A 17,229-nucleotide genomic window follows, 5' to 3' on the forward strand; every position below is an offset into this window, starting at 1 on the left:
CCCGTTTGAATTATTATTTTTATCTAAATTCTTTTCTTTCTTTAGCTACTAAAGTTGCTACTCTTTCTTTAGCTTTTTCTAAATAGTTTTCACCTTGTTTTAATAAATCACAAATGATATTTGTAATTTCTACAAAGTCTTCTTCTACATAACCCTTAGAAGTCATAGCAGCAGCTCCTAAACGTAATCCACTAGTTTTCATTGGTGGTAATGTATCGAATGGAATACCATTTTTATTACATGTGATTTTAGCTTTACTTAATAGATCACTAGCATCGTGTCCAGTTACATTATAAGTAGAATATGTATCGATAAGACATAGGTGGTTGTCACTACCATTTGAAACAACAGGAATATTGTTGGCTTTAAACGCTTCTACCATCGCTTGCATATTTTTTACTACTTGTTGTTGGTATACTTTGAATTCAGGTTTAAGAGCTTCAGCAAAACAAATTGCTTTTGCAGCAACAACATGTTCTAATGGTCCTCCTTGTGCACCTGGGAAAATCATTTTATTAATTTTTATTGCAATTTCCTCATTGTTTGTAAGAATAATACCACCACGAGGCCCTCTTAATGTTTTATGTGTCGTTGATGTTACAACATCAGCGTATGGAAGTGGATTTGGATGTAGACCAGCAGCTACAAGACCGGCGATATGAGCCATATCGACCATTAAGTAAGCACCTACTTCATCAGCAATTTCTCTAAATTTAGCAAAATCGATAATACGAGAATATGCACTTGATCCAGCTATGATCATTTTTGGTTTATGTTCTTTAGCAATACGAAGTACTTCATCGTAATCAATAAGATGCGTATCTTTTGTCACGCCATAAGAAACAGCATTAAATAGTTTTCCTGAGAAGTTAACTTTGCTACCGTGAGTTAGGTGTCCACCAGCATCCATACTCATCCCTAAAACAGTATCACCAGGTGTTAATAAAGATAAGTAAACTGCGATGTTTGCACTTGATCCTGAGTGGGCTTGCACGTTTGCAAATTTTGCATCATAAAGTTCTTTTAATCTATCTATTGCAAGAGATTCTATTTCGTCAATTACTTCACATCCATCATAGTATCTTTTTCCAGGATAACCTTCAGCGTATTTATTTGTTAAAATACTTCCTGTAGCTTTTAGAATGTCTTTAGAAACAAAGTTTTCACTTGCAATAAGTTCAATGTTAGTATCTTGCCTATGTTGTTCTTTTTCAATAAGTTCAAAAATTTTATCCATAATGGTACTCCTTTAATTGTATTTATTTAGAAAAAAGAAAAGTATAGTTCTATAAAATAAAAACTTGAATAAAAAATTAGGTAAATTTAAAAGTTAAAATCTCTATAAATTTTCTTTTATTCTATGTCTTATAATAATAGCATAGTATGAATAATAAATAAACTAAAAAATAATTGAAATATTCAAAATCATTAAAAAATATAGAAAATAAGCTATGAAAACCGAATGTTAAAATTTATATTATTAAATATCAATTGCAATAGGCTAACGAAAAAAAATTTAGTTTTAATGTAAAAAACATTAATATAATAACAAGAAATGAATTTTAGATAAATAAAAGTTTGTAAATAGTAAAAAAATTAATGGATTTTAATTGGCCTATACTTGAATTAGTAGAAATTCTTTAATATTTATGCTATAATAATCAATGGAATACATCTGTATTACTATCGAACCAAATTTTAAGGAGAAAAATTTAATATGCTTGTAGATAAACCATTAAAGCTGTTTTCATTAAATGCTAATATTCCATTAGCACAACAAGTAGCGAAGTCACTAGGAGTAGAGTTAAGTAAATGTAGTGTTAAAAAATTCAGTGACGGAGAGGTTTCAATTAATATAGAGGAAAGTGTACGTGGTAGCGAAGTATTCGTACTACAATCAACTAGTGGCCCTGTAAATGACAACTTAATGACTTTATTAATTATGATAGATGCACTTAAACGTGCTTCAGTGGACACTATTAACGTTGTAATTCCTTATTACGGATATGCACGTCAAGATAGAAAAGCAAGAAGTCGTGAACCAATTACTGCTAAACTAGTAGCTAACTTATTAGAAGTAGCAGGAGCAGATCGTATAATCGCATTAGATCTTCACGCTCTTCAAATTCAAGGATTCTTTGATATTCCAGTTGATCACCTTATGTGTGTACCAATTATTGCGAAATATTTCAAAGAAAAACTTCCAGATATGGAAGAAGTGGTTGTTGTATCACCAGACCACGGTGGTGTAACACGTGCTAGAAAACTAGCAGACGCATTAAATACACCAATCGCGATTATCGATAAGAGAAGACCAAAACCAAATGTTGCTGAAGTTATGAATATCGTAGGTAACATTGAAGGAAAAACATGTATCCTTATAGATGATATTATCGATACAGCAGGAACTATTACTTTAGGAGCACAAGCACTTAAAGATAGAGGAGCAAAAGAAGTTTATGCAAGTTGCTCACACGCTGTATTAAGTGGACAAGCATTAGATAGAATTGAAAATTCTCCAATTAAAGAATTAGTATATGCTAACACAATAGATATACCAGAAGAGAAAAAATTAGATAAAATGGTACCGTTATGTGTAGGTGATTTAATAGCTAAGGCTATTTACAAAATCCACAATAACGAACCTGTAAGTGTTCTTTTTGAATAATAATTAATTAAATCTAGCTTAGAGAAGGCAGCGGAGTCCGTTGCCTTCTTTAAGTCATATTTTCGATAGTAAATAAAATAAAGAGAGGATAATCTATGAAATTAATAGTTGGATTAGGAAATCCAGGAAAACAATATGAAAATACAAGACATAATATTGGTTTTATGGTTCTAGATGAACTAGCAAAATCTTGGAATGTAAGTTTTGATAAAACTAAATTCAATGCAGAATATGCTATGAAGTATCACAATGGAATTAAATATTTATTAATTAAACCTACAACATATATGAATTTATCTGGAGAAGCAGTAGGCAAGTTTTATGATTATTTTGAAATTGATATAGAAGATATTTTGATAATCTATGATGACTTAGATACGAAAACTGCGAACTTTAAACTTAAAGCTAAAGGAAGTAGTGGTGGACACAATGGTATTAAGAGTATAATAAGTCACCTTGGAACAGAAAAATTTAATAGATTAAAAATTGGTATTGATAGACCAACCCCACCTATGAAGGTAGTTGATTATGTTTTAGGAAGATTTTCAAAAGATGAAATGGTTGAAATTGAAAAAATTTATTCGAAAAGTATAAATTGTATTGAAGATTTTTCAAAAATGACTTTTGTTGATCTGATGAATAAATATAACTAAAAAATCGCAGCATTAGAGGAAGGAAATTCCCCTCTGCTGCTATTTGTCGTAGAAAGGAGCGTATATGATTAAAGACAATCTTTTACAAATTGTAGATTTAGAATTCGAGAAAAAATATAAAAACATAGGGGTTTATGGACAAAATTTAACAACACGTGCTTTGGAGATATATAATGAGTATAAACAAAGTGATAAGACTGTTGTGGTCTTATCACAAAGTAAAGCAGAGGCTGAAGAGTTATTTACAATTTTAAGTGATTTTGAAGGAGAAACATATATATATCCAGAAATCGATATATTAAAACGTCATACATCTAAAAGTAATGATCTAGTCCAAAATTCAATAAAAGTACTTGAGAACCTAGTTCATAATATACAAAGCATAATTATTATTCCAATAGAAGCTATCTATAGAACAGTAAAAAATCCTAGTGATTTCAAAAATAATAGTTTTGAAATTAATGAGGACACTGTTATAAGTTTTGATGAATTACAAAGAAAACTTGTAAATATGGGGTATCGAAGAGTTGAAAGTGTTGATGTAGTTGGAGAGTTTTCAAAAAGAGGTAGTATAGTTGATATTTTTAGTCCTCTAAGTGAAAAGCCGATACGATTAGATTTCTTTGATGATGAGCTTGATAGTATGAGGATTTTTGATGAAATTACTCAAAGATCTCTAGATAGAATCGATAGTGCAGTTATTTATCCAACAAGTGATTTTTTCCTTACTTCTGAAGAAAAAGATATAGTTGTAGAAAAAATACTTGCTAAATTGGATGATAAAAAGATACAAGAAGATGAAAATTATCAAGAGATTAGCACTTATCTTAAAGAAAAAATAGAAATCTATAGAGCAACTGGGGATTTCAGTGACTTAGAGAGTTTCTCGAATTTAATTTATGAAAATGCATATAGTATTGCTGATTATTTAAACGATGATACTATAGTCTTCTATGATAATTATCATAAAATTTTAGAAAAAATAGAAGGATTAAGAGAGTATTTTTTAACAAGTTTACAGGAGATGAATAGAGGTTATATCTATCAAGATGTAATAGATAATATAGCCTTCGAAAAGATTCAAAATTTAGATACTAGAAAATACTACTTATCTACTTTAAAACTAAATGACAAGATTATAGAAAAAAATTATAACTTAGATATAATCGACTTAGCTTATTATTCTAGTGAAGAGTATTTAGCTAAAGAAATTAGAGAGAAGATTACAGATAATTATAAGGTAATTATTTCGTTAAATACACAAAAACAAAAAGATTATGTTGAGAAAGTGTTATTTGATAATTATTTTTATGATGACATTTATTATGGTGTTAAAGAAGGAAAAATTTTTATTGATGTTAATAAATATCACCTTAAGGGATTAGAAGATAGAAAAAATAAAATATTCCTATTAACGCCACGTGAACTATTTACTGAAGAAGAAAGAAAAAAACGACGTGTAAAATTCAAATATACTAATTCAGAAAAAATAAGAAACTACCAAGAACTAAATATTGGGGATTATATTGTTCATGTTAGTCATGGTATTGGCTTATATGAAGGTATTGAGAATGTAGAAGTAGGGGGAGTATTTAAAGACTTCTTAAAAATTGTTTATGACGGTGGAGATATTATTTATGTAGATATAAATAATATGAACTATATTCAAAAATATACCGCTTCTACAGATAATAGAAAACCCGCATTAAATAAACTTGGTACCAAAAATTGGCAGAAGACTAAGAGTAGAGTTCGTAAAGAAATCGAGGATATATCTGAGGATCTTATTAAGTTATATATTAAACGTGAATTGAGTTCAGGTTATGCGTATAGCATTGATGGTAGTATGCAAGCTGAATTTGAAGCAGATTTTGCATTTACACCAACTGAAGATCAAGTAAAAGCTACTGAAGAGATTAAAAGAGATATGGAAAAAGAACGTCCAATGGACAGACTGCTATGCGGAGACGTTGGATTTGGTAAGACGGAAGTAGCGATGAGAGTTGCATTTAAGGCCGTTACGGATAATAAGCAAGTCGCAGTATTAGTTCCGACAACGCTACTTGCTGAACAACACTATGATAACTTTGTAAGTAGATTTGCGAATTTCCCTATTAATATAGAGGTTGTAAGTAGATTTAAATCTGCAAAAGATATTACAGAAATTTGTAAAAAACTTGAAGAAGGTAAGATTGATATTATTGTTGGAACTCATAAGTTATTGAATGATAAGTTTAAATACAGAGATCTTGGATTATTAATAATAGATGAAGAGCAACGTTTTGGAGTTAAACATAAAGAAAAAATAAAACATCTTAAAAATACTGTTGATGTATTAACTCTTAGTGCCACACCAATCCCAAGAACACTGCATATGAGTTTAATTGGAATTAGGGACTTATCTGTAATAGAGACACCACCAAGAGAACGTCAACCTATCCAGACATTCGTAACAGCTCAGAATAAAATGGTTATCAAAGAAGCGGTTATGAATGAGGTAAATCGTGGAGGACAGGTTTTCTATGTTTATAATAGAGTAGAGACAATCGATGAAAAGTATTTAGAGCTAAAAAGATTATTACCTGATATTAACATAGCTTATGCACATGGTCGTATGAGTCAAAGAGAACTTGAGAATATTATGACTGATGTTATAGATAGAAAATATGATATGTTAATTTCTACTACTATTATCGAGACTGGTATTGATATTTCAAATGTAAATACACTAATAGTAGAGGATGCTGATCGTTTTGGATTAAGTCAGTTGTATCAACTTCGTGGACGAGTAGGTCGTAGTAGCAGAGAAGCATATGCTTACTTGATGTATGAACCATTTAAATCGTTAACTGAAAACTCAGAGAAAAGATTATCAGCAATTAAGAACTTTACATCTCTAGGAAGTGGATTTAAGATCGCTATGCAGGATTTATCGATTCGAGGAGCAGGGGATGTCTTAGGTGGAAGACAACATGGATTCATCGATTCAGTAGGTTATACGTTATATTCTCAAATGTTAGAACAAGAAATTCAAGCTAAAAAAGGGATTTTAGAACCTTTATTAGAGCAGGATAGAACTCAAGATGTAAGTTACTATGAAAATATAATAAAAGAAGCGGCTCCGAAAATTAAAAAAGATATTTTCGAAGTTGAGACTGATGACCTTGAAATCAAGCTTAATGTAGATGCTTTTATTCCAAAAGAGTATATCTCTAGTGATGCAGATAAAATAGATTTCTATAAGAGATTGAACAATGTTGTTAATGATGAAGAAATAGAAAGTATTGTTGAAGATTTAATTGATAGATTCTCTGATTTTGGAGAAGAAGTAAATAATCTAATAGATATTTGTTATTTAAAAGTTATGGCGAAAAATACTATGGTTACTAGCATAAAAGAATTAGCAAATAAAGTTGTTATAACATTCGATAAAGAAATTATGAATAATCTAAAAGGAAAAGAATTATTTACGGCATTAACTCCTCATAAAGATACTCGTATTATTGCGAAGGATGGATTTTTCTTAGAGATTGATAAAAAAGAAAGATATAGTATCAGACGAATTAGAGACATGCTTACTTTAGTAAATGGTAATTTGGAGGCCGAACATGAATAAACATAGATGTCCATGGGCAAAAGATCCCTTAGAAATTGAATATCATGATACTGAGTGGGGAAGAGAAACTCATGACGACCAATTGCTATTCGAGTACTTAGTGTTAGAGGGTATGCAAGCTGGTTTAAGCTGGTCATTAATATTAAAAAAACGAGAGAATTTTAAACGAGCTTTTGATAATTTTGATTATAATATTTGTGCAAATTATACAGATGAATATTTAGAATCATTAAGGGAAGATGAGGGCATTATAAGAAATAAATTGAAAATCTATTCAGTTAGAAAAAATGCTCTTGCATTTATCAAAGTACAAAAAGAGTTTGGAAGTTTTGATAAGTATATCTGGAGTTTTACAGACTATAAAAAAATTAATAATAAATTAACAAGCTATAAAGATGCACCAAGTGAATCTGAGCTTTCTATAAAGATTAGTAAAGATTTGAAAAAAAGAGGATTTAGTTTTGTAGGTGGTACTATTATCTATAGCTATTTACAAGCGATTGGAATGATAAATGATCATGAAAAAGGTTGTTTTTGTTATGAAGAATGCTGTTAGTAAATAAACAATGTAGTTAATATCATAAGTTTATTTACTTAGCTCATAGATGAAATCCAGATATAGCTTTACTTTAAATAAAATAACGTCTATAATAGATTAGGATATTTAATTACAAGATTGGATTTTATAAATGGATAAGAGAATTGTTAAAATTGAAGAAATAAAAGACAATGAAGTCTTTGTTGACATATTTTTAGAAGAAATAAAAAAAATACAAGAAATCCCTAAAATGCCGAAATGTGAGTTTTTACATATTGGAGCAACTAGTACTACACAGGTATTCGGAGAAAAAATTGTAGATATTCTTGTTGTTGTTGAGAATCTACATGAAATAACAACATTTGATGAAAAAAGATTAAATAATATAGGTTATCATCGAATTTCTCATAATGGGATAAAAGGTGTTATTAAGTACGCACGAATAACGGATTACTTAACTATGAGTTATGATGTATTACTAAATGTTGTTCAACGTGATACAGAAGTACATAAAGATTTTATAAAAGCTAGAGAAGTTTTTGGTGCTAATAAGTTAAAAGATGACTATAATTTATTCAAAAATATGAACAAAGAACTTTCATTTAAAGATTATTTAGTACAAAAATTAATATTTATAAATGAAATTTTAAAAAGGATTGAAAATAATGATTAAAATAAAAAATATTGAAGATATTCTTCAAAGTAGTGAAGTATTATATAACGAACCTTTAAGAAATTATAGCTTTACAAAAACAGGCGGTAATGCTGAGATTTTAGTGAAAATAAATAACGAAAAAGATTTACAAAATATAATAGAATACAGCAATGAAAATAATATTGCATTAACTATACTAGGTAATGGTTCGAATGTATTAATTTCTGATAATGGGATTCAAGGAATAGTAGCTTTAACTAGTGATATGAATGATATAGAGTTACTAGAAGACGATGTTATTTCTTGTTATGCTGGATTAACATTAAAAGAACTTACTAATTTTTGTATCGAAAATAGCCTAACTAATCTTGAATTCTCATGTGGGATTCCAGGTAGTGTAGGTGGAGCAATCTTCATGAATGCTGGAGCATATGGTGGCGAAATGAAAGAAGTTGTTCAAAAGGTTGAAGTTTTCACTAAAAACGGTGAAAAGAAAATATATACTAATGAACAAATGGAATTTTCATATAGACATTCTATAATTCAAGAAACTAAGGAAATCATTTCTAAAGTTTATTTCCAAATGAAAAAAGGAAACAAAGAAGAAATTATCTCTAAAGTGGAAGAATTAAATAAAATGCGTTCAGATAAGCAACCTTTAGAATACCCTTCATGTGGTTCTGTATTTAAACGACCAGAAGGTCATTTCGCAGGGAAATTAATCCAAGATGCTGGCTTACAAGGTTTAACTGTAGGTGGTGCTCAAGTGTCTAAAAAACATGCAGGATTTATGGTTAATATAAATTCAGCAACTTGTGAAGATTATAAAAACTTAATTAAAGAAGTTCAGAAAAAAGTTTTAGAAGATTCAGGTATTGAACTTGAGTGTGAAGTTAAAATATTAGGTGAATAGAAAACAGTAGTAACTCGAATAATTTTGAGTTACTACTGTTTTCTTTATTTTATATTATCTATAAATTTTTTATATTGTGCTAGATTTTGTTCATTTTTATTATTTGTTTTTGGTGTGTAGAATGTTCTGCCTACTAAGTTATCTGGAAGATATTGCTGCTTAATATAACCTGTTGGATGATTGTGTGGATATTGATATCCGACTCCACGATTTAGTTTATCAGCACCGTAATAATGTGCATCTCTCAAATAATCAGGAATTATGAATTTTGGATTTGTTTTAGTTTCGTGTAGTGCATTGTCGATAGCCATATAAGCACTATTTGATTTTAAAGAAAGTGCTAGTTGGATAACTGCATTCGATAAAGGGATTCTTGCTTCAGGGAGGCCGAGCATCTTCGCACTTTCAATAGCAGCATGGACAAAAGGTCCGATGTTTGGATTAGCAAGACCGATATCTTCATAAGCTATAACGCTCATTCTTCTATAGATTGTATCTAAGTCACCACTATCAATTAAAAGAGCTAGGTAGTATAACGATGCATCTACATCACTTCCACGTATAGACTTTTGAAAAGCGCTGATGATGTCATAAAAAGCATCACCATCTTTGTCGTATGCTTTGAATTTTCCTAGAGATAAATTTAATAGCTTATCATTTGTAACAATTTCACCTTCATTTGATAAATTATATAAAATCTCAAAAGTATTTAATGAGAATCTTAAATCACCTGAAGAGTTTAGAGCGATTGTTTTAAAAACATCATCTTCGATTGTTAAATCTTTTGGGAAGATTTCTTTATTGTTTGATATTTTTTTTAGATATTCATAAATGTCATCGTTAGAAACTTGTTGTAATTCGAAAATAATTAAACGCGATCTAATTGCAGGATTAACAGTATGATATGGATTATTCGTTGTGCATCCAATAACGTAAATATTGTCAAACTCGATTTCAGGAAGTAGGATATCTTGCATAGGTTTAGTTAGTCTGTGAAATTCATCGAGAAGAAGAATAACTTTTTTAAATCTTTTAGATTCTTCGATTACAGTTTGTAAGTCCTTTTTTGTACAATTTACAGCATTTAATATCTTAAATTTATAATCTAGTTCATTAGCTAATGCATTTGCAATTGAAGTTTTTCCAGTTCCAGGGGGACCATATAGAATAAACGAGAACATTTTTTTGCTTTCTACTATTTTAGTAAGAACTTTTCCATCACCGATTAAATGATGTTGACCGATAATATCATCGATTTTACTTGGACGTAATTTATTAATAAGTGTTTCCATGGTTCCTCCTTTAGTTTTGTTATATAAATTATTATATCATAATAATGATTAATGATGTTAAGAGTTTAATTTAAATCATAGAATACACTAGAGATAATAAAATTTTACATATTTTGAAATTTATGATAAAATATAATAATCACAATTAGGGGATGTTTAGGATTCGACAGGGATGCTAGTCTTCTTGGTGGCATGTAGGAGGGTTGTCTCCTTTAACAACACATCAGTTAAATATAACTGGCGAAAAAACAAATTACGCTTTAGCAGCTTAATAAGCTAAAGGCTGATTACTTTGTTTGACTGTGACAAAGCTAATCGGTTCATTTTTAGCAGTCTACGGTTTTTTTCTTCCGTTTGTAGAAAAAAATAAGAGATTAATCAAACTCGTTTTTCATTGCCTGTTTATCGGCTTAAGTGGAGAATTAAATTTAATAGGTAAACTAAACATGTAGAAGCTAAGGGGAGGTATTTTTGGACGCGGGTTCAAATCCCGCCATCTCCATTTAAAATTTAAAGAAAGTAAACCTCTTTGGTATTGCTTTCTTTCTTTTTATATTAAAGGTAATTAAACACGTAAATGTTCAAATATATTAATATACTTTACATTTTCTGTGTGGTATAATGTAACTATAATCAAAAGGAAGTAAAAAGAATGCTAATTAAATTTTCAGATAGATTTTATTATACAAAACAACGATATATGTATTTAGAACCAACACTTGGTTATGTAAGGGGGGAATACTTCTCGGTAATGTTAGATTCAGGAAATGGACCTGTGCAAGTGGAAAATTTTCTAAAAGAATTAAAAGAAAATGACTTACCAATGCCAAGTTATGTGATATTAACACACCATCACTGGGATCATAGTTTTGGAGCGGCGTATTTAGAAATTCCAGTAATCGCTACTGATAGAGCTAGAGAATCTTTAATAGAATTATCTCAACTAGAATGGGATGATGAGAGTTTGTATCAAAGAGTCAAGGATGGAACGGAGATAAAATACAGTGCCGATGTTATAAAGAGAGTGTATGAAAATCATGAGATAAAAATTAGAATACCAGATATGCCTAAAATGGCAGATTTCAATTTAAATCTTGGAGGAGTTAAAATTAATTGTATATACAATAGTAACTCACATTCTAATGATGCATTTTTAATTTATATTCCAGAGGAGAAAGTATTGTTTTTAGGTGATAGTCACGCTAAAAATTACTATACAAAACCGATGGCATATAATAAACAAAAGCTTCGTGATTATATAGATAGAATATCGATTCTTGACTTTGAACATGCTGTTCCTGGGCATGGGAATATTTTCACAAGGGAAGAATTGTTAGACTATCTAGAAAAAGAATATGCAAAAATGAGGTGATTATAAATGGATTTAATGATGTCACTCGATTGGATTCTTTTAGTTACAATGTCGTTAACTTTTTGCCAACAATTGTTCTCAAAAAAGTTTAACTTATTTGGAATATTATCTATACTTAGTTTGGCGACATATATAGCCCTTCATTCTTATTCTACAGGATTAAGCATTTTTGTATTATTGCTGTTCATTGGGGGATTAGCCCTAATTGGACTAGAAATGTTTATACCTGGAGGAATAGTAGGGACTGTAGGAATCATTACCGTAATATATGCGATAATTTATGTGAATAAATCAACATATTATATTGCTTTTATACTTGTAGTATCTCTAATTCTTGCAGTGATACTATATTATGTAAATCGAAATGTTTTCCATAAAAAACTGATGTTTTTAGATAGACTTGTCTTGAATGATTCTATTTCTACAGAAGATGGCTATGTAGCTAGTGAGAGTAGAGTAGAATTAGTAGGGAAGAAATTAAAAGCATATACGGATTTACGTCCAGCGGGTGTTGCTGTATTTGGTGACGAAAAATTGGACGTGGTTACTGATGGAGATTTCATAGAAAAGGGTAATGAAATTGTAATTATACGTGTTGAAGGAATGCGTATAGTTGTTAAGAAAATATAAATAAAATAAGGAGGTAGTATTATGCCAGAATTAGTTTTTACAGGTATAATTGTAGTAGTAGTGCTGATTGTGCTATCAATCTTCTTTACTTTCTTTCCACTTGGTCTTTGGATCAGTGCGATTGCAGCAGGAGTGAAGGTGAGTATTTTCACACTTGTTGGTATGAGGTTGAGACGTGTTATTCCAAGTAGAGTAATTAATCCGATGATTAAAGCACACAAAGCAGGATTGGCAGTTACTATTAATCAACTAGAAAGTCACTATTTGGCAGGGGGGAATGTGGATAGAGTAATTAACGCTCTTATCGCAGCCCACAGAGCTAATATAGTAAGTTTAACATTTGAGCGCTGTGCAGCTATTGATTTAGCAGGACGTGATGTTCTTCAAGCGGTTCAAATGAGTGTTAACCCGAAAGTTATTGAAACACCATATATTGCAGGGGTTGCAATTAATGGTATTGAGGTTAAAGCTAAAGCTAGAATTACAGTTCGTGCAAATATTGAGCGTCTTGTAGGGGGAGCTGGAGAGGAGACTGTTATTGCCCGTGTAGGTGAAGGTATTGTTTCTACAATTGGTTCTTCTGAATCGCATACAGTAGTTTTAGAAAATCCTGATAGAATTTCTAAAACAATTTTAGATAAAGGATTAGATGCTGGTACTGCATTTGAGATCTTATCGATTGATATTCTGGATGTTGACATCGGTCAAAATATCGGTGCTAATTTACAAACTGAACAAGCTATTGCTGATAAGAATATAGCACAAGCAAAAGCTGAACAACGTCGTGCAATGGCGGTTGCAGCTGAGCAAGAGATGAAAGCTAGAATCCAAGAAATGCGTGCGAAAGTTGTAGAAGCTGAAGCTGAATTACCACTAGCAATGGCGAAAGCTTTCCAACAAGGTAATCTAGGTATTATGGATTATATGAATTATAAGAATTTAGAAGCTGATACAGGTATGAGAGATTCAATTAAACGTATGTCACAACCTGAAACAGGAGCAGGTAAATAATTAGATAAAAAGGAGGATGTGAAATGTCATTTTTAATTTTCGCAGCACCAATAACATTTATCATAATTTTTGCTATTTTCGCAATGGTTTTTGCTTCTGACAGTAAAAGATACAGAAAAAATTTAGATAATTCAAAACAAATGGAGCTAGACAATGCTCGAGCTCAAGCGCTAAAGGCAGTTGAAGAGATGAAAAGAATCAAAGAAACTGCAAATAAGGATTCTAATGAATTTAGAAATAGACAAAGTTCTTTATCTAATCAACAAGTTTATGAAGAAGATATATATGAACAACAAGTTGATAACTCTACTATGAACAAATATCAACAGTATTATAGTGAAAATTACAATAAAGGTCGTAATAAGTTTTCGATGCAAAGAAATTTTGATCAGCCAAGTAATTTTAAAAGCAATACTAAAAAATTAGAGTTTTCTCAAGAAAATCTTGTTCGAGGATTGATTGCAAATGAGTATCTTAACAGAAACTCTAGGAGGGGAAGATGAGTAGTTTAGCGATTCCTATAATTTTCCTAATAGTTTCACTTATTATTGATAAAGCCAAGAACAATAAAAAAAATAATAAAGAAACTGTTAAGAAAGTTAAGCAGAAGAAAGTACCTAAACAAGTTTATAAAGAGTATAATCAAAGGGATAATCGTATTCCAAAACATGAATCTTCTCAGCAACAATTTTTTGAAAGAAAACCACGTGTTATAGTAGATAAAGAAAAAGAAATATTTTCAAACTCTTTAACTTTTGATAAAGAAAAAATTGTGAATGATATAATTTTTTCGGAGATTTTGTCTAAACCAAAAAGTAAAAGATAATAAATTAGGAGGTATGAGATGAAAAAATCATTTAACTATATTAGTTATTGCATTTATTCATTTATGCCTCTTTATTTTGTTTTACTTATTTATACTTTTGTAAAACAAGATTTAGATGCACTCATATTAACTACAATACTAACGATAATATCTATTTTTTTCTTAATAATTCAAAATGCAAGTAAACCTACAAACATATTTGTTTGTGAAAAAAAAGAAATATTTAAACAAAAAGGTATAGATTACTATTATTTAGTTTTAGTGATAATTATTACATTTTTAATAATAAATCAAAAAGTACAATTAATTTTTAAAATTACTATATTAGTATTCATCTTTTATCTATTATTCTGTACGATGCTTAGTTATAAAAATTATGCGTTAACATTATTAGGGTACAAAATATACACGATTCGTGATAAAATAGTATATAGTAAAAAAAGTCAAGAAGAGCTGTATAAAGTATTAAAAGATAAGAAGAGTTTGCAGATATTAGAAGTATCTAATAATATTTATATAGAGAATGAAAAATATAGTATGACGAATTTTTATTGTAAAGATTTTTAAGAAGATATATTTGTTTATATTTAAATGAAAAATATTTAAGGAGAATAAACTATGAGAGTTGTTGATATCATAGATAAAAAGAAAAAAAATAAAGAACTTACAAAGGCTGAAATTGAATTTTTACTAGAGGGCTATCTTAAAGGAACGGTACCTGATTATCAGATGAGTTCATTTTTAATGTCTGTTTATTTTAATAATATGACAAAAGATGAACTTACTAACTTCACTTTAACTATGAGGGATTCTGGAGATACAATTTATTTTGACGATTTAAATCATTATCTTGTTGATAAACATTCTACAGGTGGAGTAGGTGACAAGGTTACTGTAGTTTTAGGCCCTATCTTATCAGCTGTAGGAATGGCTACAACAAAGTTGTCTGGTAAAGGTTTAGGTCATACTGGAGGAACGATTGATAAGTTCGAAGCTATTAGAAATTTTAAATTCAGTACAACAAAAGAAGAGCTAGTGGAAGTAGCTAGTAAAACTGGGGTAGGGCTAATGGGTTACAGTGACAACATTGTTCCATTAGATAAGAAAATCTATGCATTACGCGATGTAACAGCAACTGTAGATAGTATTCCATTAATAGCAAGTAGTATTATGAGTAAGAAACTTGCAATTCAATCTGATTTAATTATTTTAGATGTAAAAGTCGGTGACGGTGCTTTCATGAAAACTATTGAAGATGCGAGAGAATTATCTCGTAGAATGGTAGAAATTGGAAATAGTGTAGGTAGAAAAACCATAGCAGTACTGACTAATATGGAAGAACCATTAGGATATAATATCGGAAACGCTAATGAAATTATCGAAGGAATAGAAGCTTTAAAAGGAAACTGGTCTGATGATCTTAAAGAAGTAGTTTATGAGATTATCTATCTAGCTTTAAAACACAAAGGTGAAGTTAAGACATACGAAGAAGCTACTAAAAAAATAGATGAAGTTATTGCTAATGGTCATGCTTTAGAATTATTAAGACAGTTCATTGAGTTAAGTGGAGGAGATGGCGAAGTAGTAAACAATTACGAACTGTTACCAACACCTAAATCAGTATTAGAGGTATTCTCAGAAGAGGATGGTTATGTAACAAAAATCAAAGCAGAAGAAATAGGAAAAGCAGCGATGGTTATTGGTGCTGGGCGTGCTACTAAAGAAGATGAGGTTGATCATGCTGTAGGAATCGAGCTTAAGAAAAAAGTCGGAGATAAAGTGGAAAAAGGTGAAGTTATTGCTGAAATTTACTTTAACGATGAAAAAAATGTTCAATCTAGTAAGGCCATGGTCTTAGATGCCTATGTAATTGGACAAGACAAAATAGAAAATATTAAAAATATATTAGAAGTTATAGAATAGAGGTAAAGAAATGGGATTAAATAAATATATTGATCATACAATTTTAAAGGCAACAGCAAGTAGTTCTGATGTTCAAAAACTATGTGAAGAAGCAATAGAACATGAATTTTATAGTGTTTGTGTTAATGGTTGTTATGTTGCAGATGCTAAACAACTTTTACAAGGAACTGATGTTAAAGTTGCGGCTGTAGTAGGATTTCCATTAGGTGCAATGACTACTGCTGCAAAAGTCTTCGAGGCTAAAGAGGCAGTAGAAAATGGAGCAAGCGAAATAGATATGGTTATCAATGTTGCTAAATTAAAAGATGGTGAATTTGATTATGTAGAAAATGAAATTCGTCTTATTAAAGAAGCAATTGGTGATAATGTTCTGAAAGTTATTATCGAAACTTGTTATTTAACTGATGAAGAAAAAGTTAAAGCGTGTGAGTTATCACTAGTAGCTAAAGCAGATTTTGTCAAAACTTCTACTGGTTTCGGAACTGGCGGGGCAACTTATGAAGATGTCAAACTAATGAAATCAGTTGTTGGTGACAATGCAAAAGTTAAAGCAAGTGGTGGAGTTAGAGATAAGGAAACAGCACAAAAATATGTTGATCTTGGAGCAGAGAGATTAGGAACAAGCTCAGGAATAGAGATTGTAAAATAATATAATTTATTAAAGGTCTAAATGTTAAAATGTTATTTTACTTATTGTAACTAAGAAATTTCTGGTGATAAGATAAAAAGTATTAAGTTATACTGTTAAGAAGATAAAAAAACTCAGATTAACATAGAAAAATAATTTTAATAAGTTTTAGTGTATAATTCCTAAGAGGTTATTGTATATCTAATAAATATTATAAGGAGCGATTTACCAATGATGATTTTGTTAATCATCATATTGGTAGAACGTTCCTTTTTTATTTTCTGATATTAATTAATTCTTTAGAAAAAGTATATCTTTATTTTTTAAAAGTAAGAAAGCATTACTTTTATGTATTAAAAGAACTTAAACTAGTGATATTTTAATTATCTTTAAATAAAAAAATTATTTTTTTTTGTTTTATTTTGAGGAGGGAGGCTAAATTGTAATAGCTATATTTTTTTGATAGAATAGAATTGCAATAATATGTATTTAGGAGCAGATTTT

General features: G+C 29.9%; 16 protein-coding genes and 1 other RNA gene. 15 read left to right on the forward strand and 2 right to left on the reverse strand.

Translation table 11 applies throughout. The features are described from left to right. Positions 1 to 19: 19 nt before the first annotated feature. A complete protein-coding gene (gene glyA / locus ACWOBP_RS00110; RefSeq protein ID WP_455336938.1) occupies positions 20 to 1,237 on the reverse strand; it encodes a serine hydroxymethyltransferase in 1,218 nt (405 codons plus the stop codon). Positions 1,238 to 1,717: 480 nt separating this feature from the next. Between glyA and ACWOBP_RS00115 the strand changes: the two genes are divergently transcribed. From ACWOBP_RS00115 to murB, 6 genes are all read left to right on the forward strand, one after another. Then, the gene (locus ACWOBP_RS00115; protein WP_304094048.1) at positions 1,718 to 2,668 is read left to right on the forward strand and encodes a ribose-phosphate diphosphokinase; all 951 of its coding nucleotides are present in this window, start codon (positions 1,718 to 1,720) and stop codon (positions 2,666 to 2,668) included. A 95-nt stretch (positions 2,669 to 2,763) separates the two neighbouring features. Further along, complete coding sequence (gene pth, locus ACWOBP_RS00120) at positions 2,764 to 3,321, forward strand: aminoacyl-tRNA hydrolase (protein WP_455336939.1); 558 nt, start codon at positions 2,764 to 2,766, stop codon at positions 3,319 to 3,321. A 64-nt stretch (positions 3,322 to 3,385) separates the two neighbouring features. Next, positions 3,386 to 6,937: a transcription-repair coupling factor gene (gene mfd / locus ACWOBP_RS00125; protein ID WP_455336940.1), complete on the forward strand. Its 3,552-nt coding sequence runs from the start codon at positions 3,386 to 3,388 to the stop codon at positions 6,935 to 6,937. After that, the gene (locus ACWOBP_RS00130; RefSeq protein WP_455336941.1) at positions 6,930 to 7,493 is read left to right on the forward strand and encodes a DNA-3-methyladenine glycosylase I; all 564 of its coding nucleotides are present in this window, start codon (positions 6,930 to 6,932) and stop codon (positions 7,491 to 7,493) included. The genes mfd and ACWOBP_RS00130 overlap by 8 nt, the downstream gene beginning before the upstream one ends. Positions 7,494 to 7,626: 133 nt before the next feature. Continuing rightward, the gene (locus ACWOBP_RS00135) at positions 7,627 to 8,148 is read left to right on the forward strand and encodes a GrpB family protein (RefSeq protein ID WP_455336942.1); all 522 of its coding nucleotides are present in this window, start codon (positions 7,627 to 7,629) and stop codon (positions 8,146 to 8,148) included. Beyond that, positions 8,141 to 9,043, forward strand: coding sequence for a UDP-N-acetylmuramate dehydrogenase (murB, locus tag ACWOBP_RS00140; RefSeq protein ID WP_455336943.1), 903 nt, complete (start codon positions 8,141 to 8,143; stop codon positions 9,041 to 9,043). The genes ACWOBP_RS00135 and murB overlap by 8 nt, the downstream gene beginning before the upstream one ends. Positions 9,044 to 9,087: 44 nt before the next feature. On the opposite strand, the gene ACWOBP_RS00145 is transcribed toward murB, so the two are convergent. Continuing rightward, positions 9,088 to 10,335 (reverse strand): replication-associated recombination protein A, encoded by a 1,248-nt coding sequence (locus ACWOBP_RS00145; protein ID WP_455336944.1) that lies wholly within the window; start codon positions 10,333 to 10,335, stop codon positions 9,088 to 9,090. A gap of 148 nt (positions 10,336 to 10,483) precedes the next feature. On the opposite strand from ACWOBP_RS00145, the gene ssrA reads away from it, so the two are divergent. The 9 genes from ssrA (at position 10,484) to deoC (ending at position 16,746) form a co-directional block, all read left to right on the forward strand. Continuing rightward, positions 10,484 to 10,840: a transfer-messenger RNA gene (ssrA, locus tag ACWOBP_RS00150) on the forward strand. A 147-nt stretch (positions 10,841 to 10,987) separates the two neighbouring features. Continuing rightward, positions 10,988 to 11,707 (forward strand): MBL fold metallo-hydrolase, encoded by a 720-nt coding sequence (locus tag ACWOBP_RS00155; RefSeq protein ID WP_455336945.1) that lies wholly within the window; start codon positions 10,988 to 10,990, stop codon positions 11,705 to 11,707. Positions 11,708 to 11,713: 6 nt separating this feature from the next. Further along, positions 11,714 to 12,337 carry an NfeD family protein gene (locus ACWOBP_RS00160; protein WP_455336946.1) on the forward strand — a complete coding sequence of 208 codons (624 nt, stop codon included), beginning with the start codon at positions 11,714 to 11,716 and terminating at the stop codon, positions 12,335 to 12,337. A gap of 21 nt (positions 12,338 to 12,358) precedes the next feature. After that, positions 12,359 to 13,348 carry a flotillin-like protein FloA gene (floA, locus tag ACWOBP_RS00165; RefSeq protein WP_455336947.1) on the forward strand — a complete coding sequence of 330 codons (990 nt, stop codon included), beginning with the start codon at positions 12,359 to 12,361 and terminating at the stop codon, positions 13,346 to 13,348. 23 nt (positions 13,349 to 13,371) lie between these two features. Further along, a complete protein-coding gene (locus ACWOBP_RS00170) occupies positions 13,372 to 13,851 on the forward strand; it encodes a crotonobetainyl-CoA--carnitine CoA-transferase (RefSeq protein WP_455336948.1) in 480 nt (159 codons plus the stop codon). After that, entirely contained in the window at positions 13,848 to 14,174 is a 327-nt protein-coding gene (locus tag ACWOBP_RS00175) for a hypothetical protein (protein WP_448904974.1), read from the forward strand. Before ACWOBP_RS00170 ends, ACWOBP_RS00175 begins: the two co-directional genes overlap by 4 nt. Positions 14,175 to 14,192: 18 nt before the next feature. Beyond that, positions 14,193 to 14,741 carry a hypothetical protein gene (locus ACWOBP_RS00180; RefSeq protein WP_455336949.1) on the forward strand — a complete coding sequence of 183 codons (549 nt, stop codon included), beginning with the start codon at positions 14,193 to 14,195 and terminating at the stop codon, positions 14,739 to 14,741. Positions 14,742 to 14,792: 51 nt separating this feature from the next. Further along, positions 14,793 to 16,097: a thymidine phosphorylase gene (locus ACWOBP_RS00185; protein ID WP_455336950.1), complete on the forward strand. Its 1,305-nt coding sequence runs from the start codon at positions 14,793 to 14,795 to the stop codon at positions 16,095 to 16,097. A gap of 10 nt (positions 16,098 to 16,107) precedes the next feature. Continuing rightward, positions 16,108 to 16,746, forward strand: a complete 639-nt coding sequence (gene deoC / locus ACWOBP_RS00190; protein ID WP_455336951.1) for a deoxyribose-phosphate aldolase — start codon at positions 16,108 to 16,110, stop codon at positions 16,744 to 16,746. Positions 16,747 to 17,229: the final 483 nt, after the last annotated feature.

This window comes from Gemella parahaemolysans, assembly GCF_053758945.1.

Bases quoted from the DNA above. Each gene is read 5' to 3' on its own strand.
- ACWOBP_RS00175 (WP_448904974.1), top strand. From the start codon at position 13,848: ATGAGTAGTTTAGCGATTCCTATAATTTTCCTAATAGTTTCACTTATT.
- pth (WP_455336939.1), top strand. From the start codon at position 2,764: ATGAAATTAATAGTTGGATTAGGAAATCCAGGAAAACAATATGAAAAT.
- ACWOBP_RS00160 (WP_455336946.1), top strand. From the start codon at position 11,714: ATGGATTTAATGATGTCACTCGATTGGATTCTTTTAGTTACAATGTCG.
- mfd (WP_455336940.1), top strand. From the start codon at position 3,386: ATGATTAAAGACAATCTTTTACAAATTGTAGATTTAGAATTCGAGAAA.
- ACWOBP_RS00115 (WP_304094048.1), top strand. From the start codon at position 1,718: ATGCTTGTAGATAAACCATTAAAGCTGTTTTCATTAAATGCTAATATT.
- ACWOBP_RS00130 (WP_455336941.1), top strand. From the start codon at position 6,930: ATGAATAAACATAGATGTCCATGGGCAAAAGATCCCTTAGAAATTGAA.
- ACWOBP_RS00170 (WP_455336948.1), top strand. From the start codon at position 13,372: ATGTCATTTTTAATTTTCGCAGCACCAATAACATTTATCATAATTTTT.
- glyA (WP_455336938.1), bottom strand. From the start codon at position 1,237: ATGGATAAAATTTTTGAACTTATTGAAAAAGAACAACATAGGCAAGAT.
- ACWOBP_RS00180 (WP_455336949.1), top strand. From the start codon at position 14,193: ATGAAAAAATCATTTAACTATATTAGTTATTGCATTTATTCATTTATG.
- murB (WP_455336943.1), top strand. From the start codon at position 8,141: ATGATTAAAATAAAAAATATTGAAGATATTCTTCAAAGTAGTGAAGTA.
- deoC (WP_455336951.1), top strand. From the start codon at position 16,108: ATGGGATTAAATAAATATATTGATCATACAATTTTAAAGGCAACAGCA.
- ACWOBP_RS00135 (WP_455336942.1), top strand. From the start codon at position 7,627: ATGGATAAGAGAATTGTTAAAATTGAAGAAATAAAAGACAATGAAGTC.
- ACWOBP_RS00185 (WP_455336950.1), top strand. From the start codon at position 14,793: ATGAGAGTTGTTGATATCATAGATAAAAAGAAAAAAAATAAAGAACTT.
- ACWOBP_RS00155 (WP_455336945.1), top strand. From the start codon at position 10,988: ATGCTAATTAAATTTTCAGATAGATTTTATTATACAAAACAACGATAT.
- ACWOBP_RS00145 (WP_455336944.1), bottom strand. From the start codon at position 10,335: ATGGAAACACTTATTAATAAATTACGTCCAAGTAAAATCGATGATATT.
- floA (WP_455336947.1), top strand. From the start codon at position 12,359: ATGCCAGAATTAGTTTTTACAGGTATAATTGTAGTAGTAGTGCTGATT.